Source organism: Streptomyces sp. H27-H5, assembly GCF_026627505.1.
Classification (GTDB): domain Bacteria; phylum Actinomycetota; class Actinomycetes; order Streptomycetales; family Streptomycetaceae; genus Streptomyces.
The window spans coordinates 1-6,913 of the sequence record NZ_JAPNLK010000190.1; the positions used below are offsets into that span (position 1 = coordinate 1).

At 72.0% G+C, this 6,913-nt stretch carries 5 protein-coding genes; all 5 read left to right on the forward strand.

Translation table 11 applies throughout. The annotated features are described in order from the left end of the window. Positions 1–137: 137 nt before the first annotated feature. The 5 genes from OTB19_RS41015 to OTB19_RS41035 all read left to right on the forward strand — a co-directional run bounded on the left by OTB19_RS41015 (position 138) and on the right by OTB19_RS41035 (position 6,563). Positions 138–1,253 (forward strand): hypothetical protein, encoded by a 1,116-nt coding sequence (locus tag OTB19_RS41015; RefSeq protein WP_267803958.1) that lies wholly within the window; start codon positions 138–140, stop codon positions 1,251–1,253. Positions 1,254–1,623: 370 nt separating this feature from the next. Beyond that, positions 1,624–3,216 (forward strand): hypothetical protein, encoded by a 1,593-nt coding sequence (locus OTB19_RS41020; protein ID WP_267803959.1) that lies wholly within the window; start codon positions 1,624–1,626, stop codon positions 3,214–3,216. A 110-nt stretch (positions 3,217–3,326) separates the two neighbouring features. After that, positions 3,327–3,596: a hypothetical protein gene (locus OTB19_RS41025; RefSeq protein ID WP_267803960.1), complete on the forward strand. Its 270-nt coding sequence runs from the start codon at positions 3,327–3,329 to the stop codon at positions 3,594–3,596. Positions 3,597–3,732: 136 nt separating this feature from the next. After that, positions 3,733–5,214 (forward strand): hypothetical protein, encoded by a 1,482-nt coding sequence (locus OTB19_RS41030; protein WP_267803961.1) that lies wholly within the window; start codon positions 3,733–3,735, stop codon positions 5,212–5,214. Positions 5,215–5,252: 38 nt separating this feature from the next. After that, entirely contained in the window at positions 5,253–6,563 is a 1,311-nt protein-coding gene (locus tag OTB19_RS41035; RefSeq protein ID WP_267803962.1) for a 3'-5' exonuclease, read from the forward strand. Positions 6,564–6,913 lie beyond the last annotated feature (350 nt).

A 6,913-nucleotide genomic window follows, 5' to 3' on the forward strand; every position in this document is an offset into this window, starting at 1 on the left:
AACGACGACCCCACCATGCGCAACCTCCGCGACACCAGCAAACCCCACCGATAGCCGCACAAAGGGAACCGGTCACCCGCTCAAGATCGCCCTGCTATCCCTTTCGGCCGTATCTCGGCCCACCCTCACTCACGGCCGTGGCCTGGCTCATGATCAGCGCCAGCACCACCGACGTGTCCGCCAACGTGAGGCGCGTCGGCACGCTCGCCGGGTACACGTACCAGACGGCATCCCTGGCTCTGTGGCGCCTGATCAGGGACGGATGGCTCACCGTCACCGCCGAGGCCAACCGCAGGGCGGGACAGGCCCGCCGGGTGACCCTGGCGACCGAGCACAGGTGCCCCGAGCACAAGGGCCACCGGTGCGCGATTCACGCGCTCCCTGAGACCGTTTCCCCAGTTCACCCGGGGTCTGACAGAAGGCGGAACGCCGCCGCCCCGCCCCCTGAACTCCCCACCTACCTCCGGTCCCTGATCACCCACCAGCAGGCAGGGCTCTGGCACACCCTCGGGCACCACGCCGCCCGCACCCTGTGGCAGGTCCAGGAGCAGGACCGGCCCACCCTGGCCCAGATCACGGCCGCCACCGGCTACGGCCGCCGTGCCACGCTGCGACACCTCAGGCAGGCCCAGGCCCTCCAACTCATCACAACCGCGCGCCCCCGCCGAGGAGCCACGACGTACGTGCCCACGGGCCGCCCCCTGTACGAGGCAGGCCAGGAGACCGGCACGGCAACGAGGACGGCCCACCTGGCCGTTCAGGCCCGCGTCGACCAGGCCGGGCACGACTGGTGGGCCAGCGAGGAGGAGTGGAGTCGGCTCACCAGGACGCAGAAGCGCCGCCGCGGATTGCGGCCCGGCCCCGATCAGCAGGTGATCCCCGGCATGGCCGCCGGCGCACGGGCCTACCCCCGGACCAGCACGGGCAGCCCCGACCACGCCCGCGCCCGCGAGATCGAGGCCGAGCGCATCGGCGCCGCCGGTATGCTCGCCCACGCCCAACAGCTCGCCCAGCGCGGCCAGATCATCGACCCTGCCCACCTCAGCCCCACCGGAGCCCAGCAGCCGCAGCAGCGCCGCCGCCGGGCCGTACTGCCCGCCCGCCAGCACTGCCGGCACTGCCAGGCCGCCCCGGGCGAGCGCTGCGTGACCTGGCGAGGCCAGGTCACGGCCGAGTGGCACGCGGTGCGCCGTACCGCAGCCGAGCAGGCCGCCGGAGAGGCGACACGCCCGACCGAGCAGAGAAGCGCGTGAGGGAGGGGAGGAAGACGGTACAGTCTGTCCACGGTCGATCGAGTCGGAGCGTCACCACGGTGACCACCGCAGCGAACGACCGCCGACAGGACCCAAGCCCAGAGCGCGCACACAGTACGCGGAGCACGAAGCCGGAAATCCCTCAGGGGCCGGCGACGAGCCAGGGCCGAGGGAATTTAGCTTGCACACGCTAAAACTGTCGTCACGGGCACGACGCCCCCGGCCGGCTACCGCCGAAGGGTGGAGCCCCCGAGCAGGACCCGCCGGCGAGAGGCCGGCCACCCACCCCGCGAAAAACTGGCAGCCGTTCGCTAACAGTCATTTTCTCAATTACTGGTAATGGTAATCGCGTAAATGGTAGAGTGAACAGGTGCTGACAACCCGTGAGATTGCTTCCCGCCTCACCCACGACGACGACCCCGCCGACGAGTTCGACACGGCCGCATGGCTGAGTCAGCGCCTGGCCGAGGACACCGCACCCGCACTCTGCTGGACGCTCCCCCACCTGGAGACCGTCGAATACGCGGCCGCCCACGGCATCCACGCCGACGGCACCGGTACCTACCGGCGCACCCCCACCGGCCGCCGCATCGCCGCCGAGCGCGTCAACGCCCTCACGGCCGGCGGATTCCTGACCGAGGCCGAGGGAATCGTGACCGCCACCGCCGACGGCGTGGAAGCCGCCTGCTGGCTCCGCGCCGTCCCGGCCGCCCTCATGACCGACACCGCATTTCGCGCCCGCAGCCGCCGCGTCAACCGCGCCCGCGCGCACGGCAAGCGCGCCGAGCTCCTCCCCTGCCTCCCCGAAGGCGAGGAGGACAAGCGCCGTAAGGCCGCCGCCCGCGAATGGCTCGCCGCCCAGATGCGACAAGCCGCCATCGACCGCGAGGAATTCGTAGCCCGCCAAGCCGCATGGGAGGCCGCCGACGAGGCCGAGCGGGCCGCCAAGGCCGCCCAAGAGGAGGCCGACGAGCGCCGCCGGGCCCAGCGGGCGATGTACGGATGCGGAGCCTGCCCCGCATCCTGGGAGCTGGACGCCCGATGCGGAGCCTGCCGGAGCGCGATCGCACCGGCCCCGCACGTTCCCGAGGTCGAGGCCGACGAGGACGGATGGGCCGAGCAGTATGCCGAGCAGGCCGCCCACGAGGAAGCCCAGGCACCCAAGCGCCGGCCCGCCGTACGCGCCGAGATCACCCGCCACCACCAGACCGGCAGTCAGAGCCAGGCCCGCATCACCCTCCCCGCCAGCCGCGCCCACCGAGCCCGCGACCACCGCGCCATGGTGCTGGAGGTGGCCCGCATCCTCGGAGTTCAGACGACAAGCCCGCGCCGGCTACTGGCCGACGGCACCCACACCGGCGCCGAGCAGTGGCGCCACGTCGACATCACCGGCCCCGCCCGAGCCGTCGACCACATGCTGACCGTACTGACCTCCGTCATGACCAGGCTGGAGCGATTGGCCACCCGCGCCGCCCGCCGCTACGGCACATGGCGCCGCAGCCTGATGACCGTCCTGTCGGGAGTACTGGACGACTACACCCCGACCGAGGTCAGGACCCTTGGCCGCCGGTACCGATCCGAGGTCCTGTCACACCTCACCGCGTCCATGGCACAAGGGCCCCGGCCCGTACGGGACGACGCCCGCCGACCCCTGTGGGAGCGAGCCAGCGCCGTGGCCGCCGAGCTCTGGATTCAGGACCCCATCGACCCGTGGACAGCCACCGTCGAGCAGCCCACCCCGGAGCCGACCGCCGTCGAGCCCGTCGCCGTCGAGCCGGCCACTCCGCCGGCGACTCACAGCCCGACCCCCGCGCGGGCCCGCCGCACACGCCGACCCCGCACGGGAACCCACCGGCAGCCCGCCACCACCAGGCCCGCCACCCTGCGCACACGAGACGCCGCCCGACCGGCCCCCCGCGCATGCGCGAAGTCGGCCGCCGCCCGAACCCACCGCGCGACCTAGCCCCTGCCCGCCGTCGAGGACGAGCACCAGGACCACGAGCACGACCAGGCCGCCGCCGTCGAGGAGCCGGCGGCCGCGCACCGGACCACCTACAACACGAAGAGGACGACGTGCCGAAGCGGTACATCACCGACAGCGACGAGCCGGGCGAGACGTTCGCCGGCTGGTTCGACACTGAGACGGCCGAGGCGTACGAGCCCTCGGCAGGCAGCCCCGCATTCCACGAGCGGCTGTGGCAATCCGCGGGTGGCCGGTGGGTCATCCAGACGATGCCGCGCCGGGTCGACGGGCGGGACGACTGGCGGTTCGTCACCGAGGAGGACGCCCAGCGGTGGCGGGCGGCGAACACGCGTCCCGAGGAGCTGCCCGAAGGGCTCTGAGCACATCGGTTCGCCGCGCATGCCGTCCCGCAGAACACCGAGGCGAAATGATCACGCCCGCCGGTGCGGGACGATCAGGGACCGGCCCAGAAGACCAAGCCACCAACCGAGTTCGGAACAGGAAAGGCCCGCGTACGTGAACGAGGACCAAGACGACCCGCAGCGGCCCGTGAACCAGGGCAGCGACGACGACGGAGAGGAGGAGGCACCTTACGGCTACTGGCCCGAGCCGTGCGCCAACTGCGGTGCGTCGATTGTCCGGGCGAGGCCCGCGAGCGAGAAGGGCAGGCCGCCGGAGTACTGCACGAAGGAGTGCCAGGCCACCGCTCGCCAGGCACGGGCACGTGAGCGCAACGCGCCGGGCTTGCCCGGTCAGATTCTCCGCATGGAGGAGACCGTGACGCGGCTGGAACAGGTGGCGGCCGACACTCGGACGGAGATCAAAAAGCTCAACTCGCCCGAAGGTGTGGAAGCCAGGTTGGCGGCCGCGCGGGCCGCAAACATGCGCGACGTGGCCCAGGCCAACCAGACCGCCGCCGAGGCCCGATCGGAGGCAGCCACCGCCCGTGCCGAGGCACAGCAGGCGGCCGCGGATCGCGACGCGGCACAGGCCGTTGCGGAGAGGGACCGGACCGCGCGGGAGGCCGCCGACACCGCCCGGGAAGACGCCGAGAACAGGGCGACCGCAGCAGCTCACCGGCAGCGGATCGCGGAGGAGAAGGCCAAGGCCGCCGAGGCCGCCCAGGAGCTCGCCGAGGCCGCGCGGGACGCCGCCGTGCAGCGCGCCGAATCCGCCGAGCGCATCGCGACCGATGCCGTGGCCCAGAGTGAGCGGGCGACCGGCGAGCGCGACCAGGCACGCCAGGACGCGGCGGCCGCTCAGGCACTCGCGGAGGAGGCCGGCCGAGAGCGCGACCGGGCCATCAGCCGCGCCGACGAGGCGAGCCGGCTGCGGGCTAAGGCCGAGCGGGAACGCGCCGACGCCCGCCGCGAGGCCGAGGACGCCGTGACCCGCGCGACCGCCGCCGCAGAGGCACAGGCCCGCGCCGAAGCGCGCGAGACCAAAGCCGAGGAGGAGACGAAGGAATTGGCGAAGGGCTATGCCGCCGCCATGCAGGAGACCAAGGACGCCCGAGGCGAACGTGACCGCGCCGGCGAACAGGTGGTGGAGGCAAGCCGTCAGCGCGTCGCCGCCGAGAAACTCGCGGGTGAGGCAGACCGGCGCAGGGAGCAGGCCGAGGCGCGGGCCGACAAGGCCGGGGAGCGAGCAGACAAGCAGATTGCTGCCGCAGAGAAGCACCGCGACGAGGTGGCCGCCCAGCTCGCGCGCGAGGTCGAGGAGCGGCGCCGCGCGGACCGAGAGGCCGTGGCCGCCAACCTCCGGGCCGAGACCGCCGAAGCCGCCGCCCAGCGAGCCGAAGAGGCCCGGACGAAGCTCGCCGACGAGTTGGAGGCCCTGCGCAAGGAGATGGAGGGGGCTAAGAAGGAGAAGGCCCCCCGGGGGCGCAAGACGCCGGCTGGTGAAGGTCCCCAGAAGGCAGCGGACAACCCGAAGCCCGTCGAGGTGATTCCGGGGCAGATTCCGGCTTTCGCCGAGCGCGAGACCGAGGCGGAATAGGCCCGTAACCCCGGACCCAAAGGGAGGTTGGGGAGTACATGAAGACGACCACCAGCACGACGCAGAACGCCGCGCAGATCACGGCTCAGCCCGTCGCGTACGCGGAGGGACTGCCGGTGTTCGCTCCGGGAACGGCGCCGGAGAACCTGTGCACCCAAGGACAGCTCACAGACCGTCGGCTCAAGCTCGCCGAAGGACAGAAACCCCGCGCGTTCCTCCGCATCCGCAGGCGGACGTACTACAACGTCCCGCTGTACCGGGTGGACGAGGCGGCCAGGATGCGACCCCTGTCCGCGTTGCAGCAGCGCCAGCGTCTTGCCCGCCGCACGTGCGTGCTCTGCGAGGTCACCGCGGATTCCCCGTTGTGGGAACGCAGCGCGCCTTGGCTACCGGTACAGGGCCGGATGTGCGCTGCGTGCGACGAGGCCGCACGCGAGCTGTGGGAGCGGACGTGCGGACGCTGCGCTACTCGCTTCAACGACCGTGCCAGCGTTCAACCGGGCCGCCAGTGCGCCGCGTGCACGGGAGCGAAGCAGGCTGGGCGGGAAGTCGCCGACAGGCTCACCCGCCGGCACTGCCCCGAGTGCGACACGCAGACCGCGACCCGCGAGGAGGTCGAGGCCGCAGACGCCGCCGACAACTACGGCCGAGCGTGGGGATTCCCTCGTACCTGCGGGCCGTGCCTGGCCGAGCAGGAACGCAGGGCGGAAGAGTCCCGCCGTGCGGCAGAGCGGGCACGATGGGACGAGCTAGGGCCGGTACGGCAGTGGGCCCGCCGAGTGGTCGAGGCACCCCACAAATTCGCCGTACTGGACACTGAAACCACGGGCCTTGAGTGGGACGCAAAGGTGGTGGAAATGAGCATCACCGACGGGGCCGGAACCGTACTGCTCAACACCCTCGTACACCCCGGGTCCGCCATCCCCGCCGAGTCATCCGCGATCCACGGAATCACGGACGAGGACGTGGAGCAGGCGCCCACGTTCGGCGCCGTCCTCCCGCGGATTGCCGACGCGTTGGCCGGCCGCCAGGTGATCGTCTATAACCGCGAGTACGACTACGGCGTACTGCGGTACGAGCTGGACCGCCACCACCGGGACAAGGCGCCCGCCCCGTCCGGCGCGAACATCGCGCCAGCGGAGTGGCACCCGGCCGCCGTCGAATGGATGCAGGCCCAGCAGTGGGGCCGGTGTGCGATGCAGGCGTACGCCGTCCACGTCGGGGAGTGGTCGAGCTACTGGGGCGGCTGGAGTTGGCAGCGGCTCAACGGAGGGCATCGAGCCCTTGGGGACTGCCGCGCGGTGGTGGACCGGATCAGGGAAATCGCGGAACGTCCCGACCCCTTCTAACCCCGAAGTGGCAGCACCGAGCCCGCACCGAAAGCCGGTGCGGGCTCCGGTGTTTCTGCCCCGAATGGTTTTAGCTTGCACACGCTAACCGGCCGGTTCTATCCCACCCACGGGCCTTGGGCGGTGGTTGCCCACGGTGGTGCGGGAGGCAACGGACGACACGCTCATGTGCCACGACGAGACCCGCACCGACGCGGAGCGACCACACCGGCCGCCATTGGAGCGCGGCAGCTGCTAGCTCCCCGCCCGCCACGGCCGGGCGGTGCGTTCGCCTCACGCTGCCGCATCCGTGACGGCGGGGGTACGGCGCCCGGCCCCGTACACGTCCGGCAGAGCGGCAACCTGGCCCC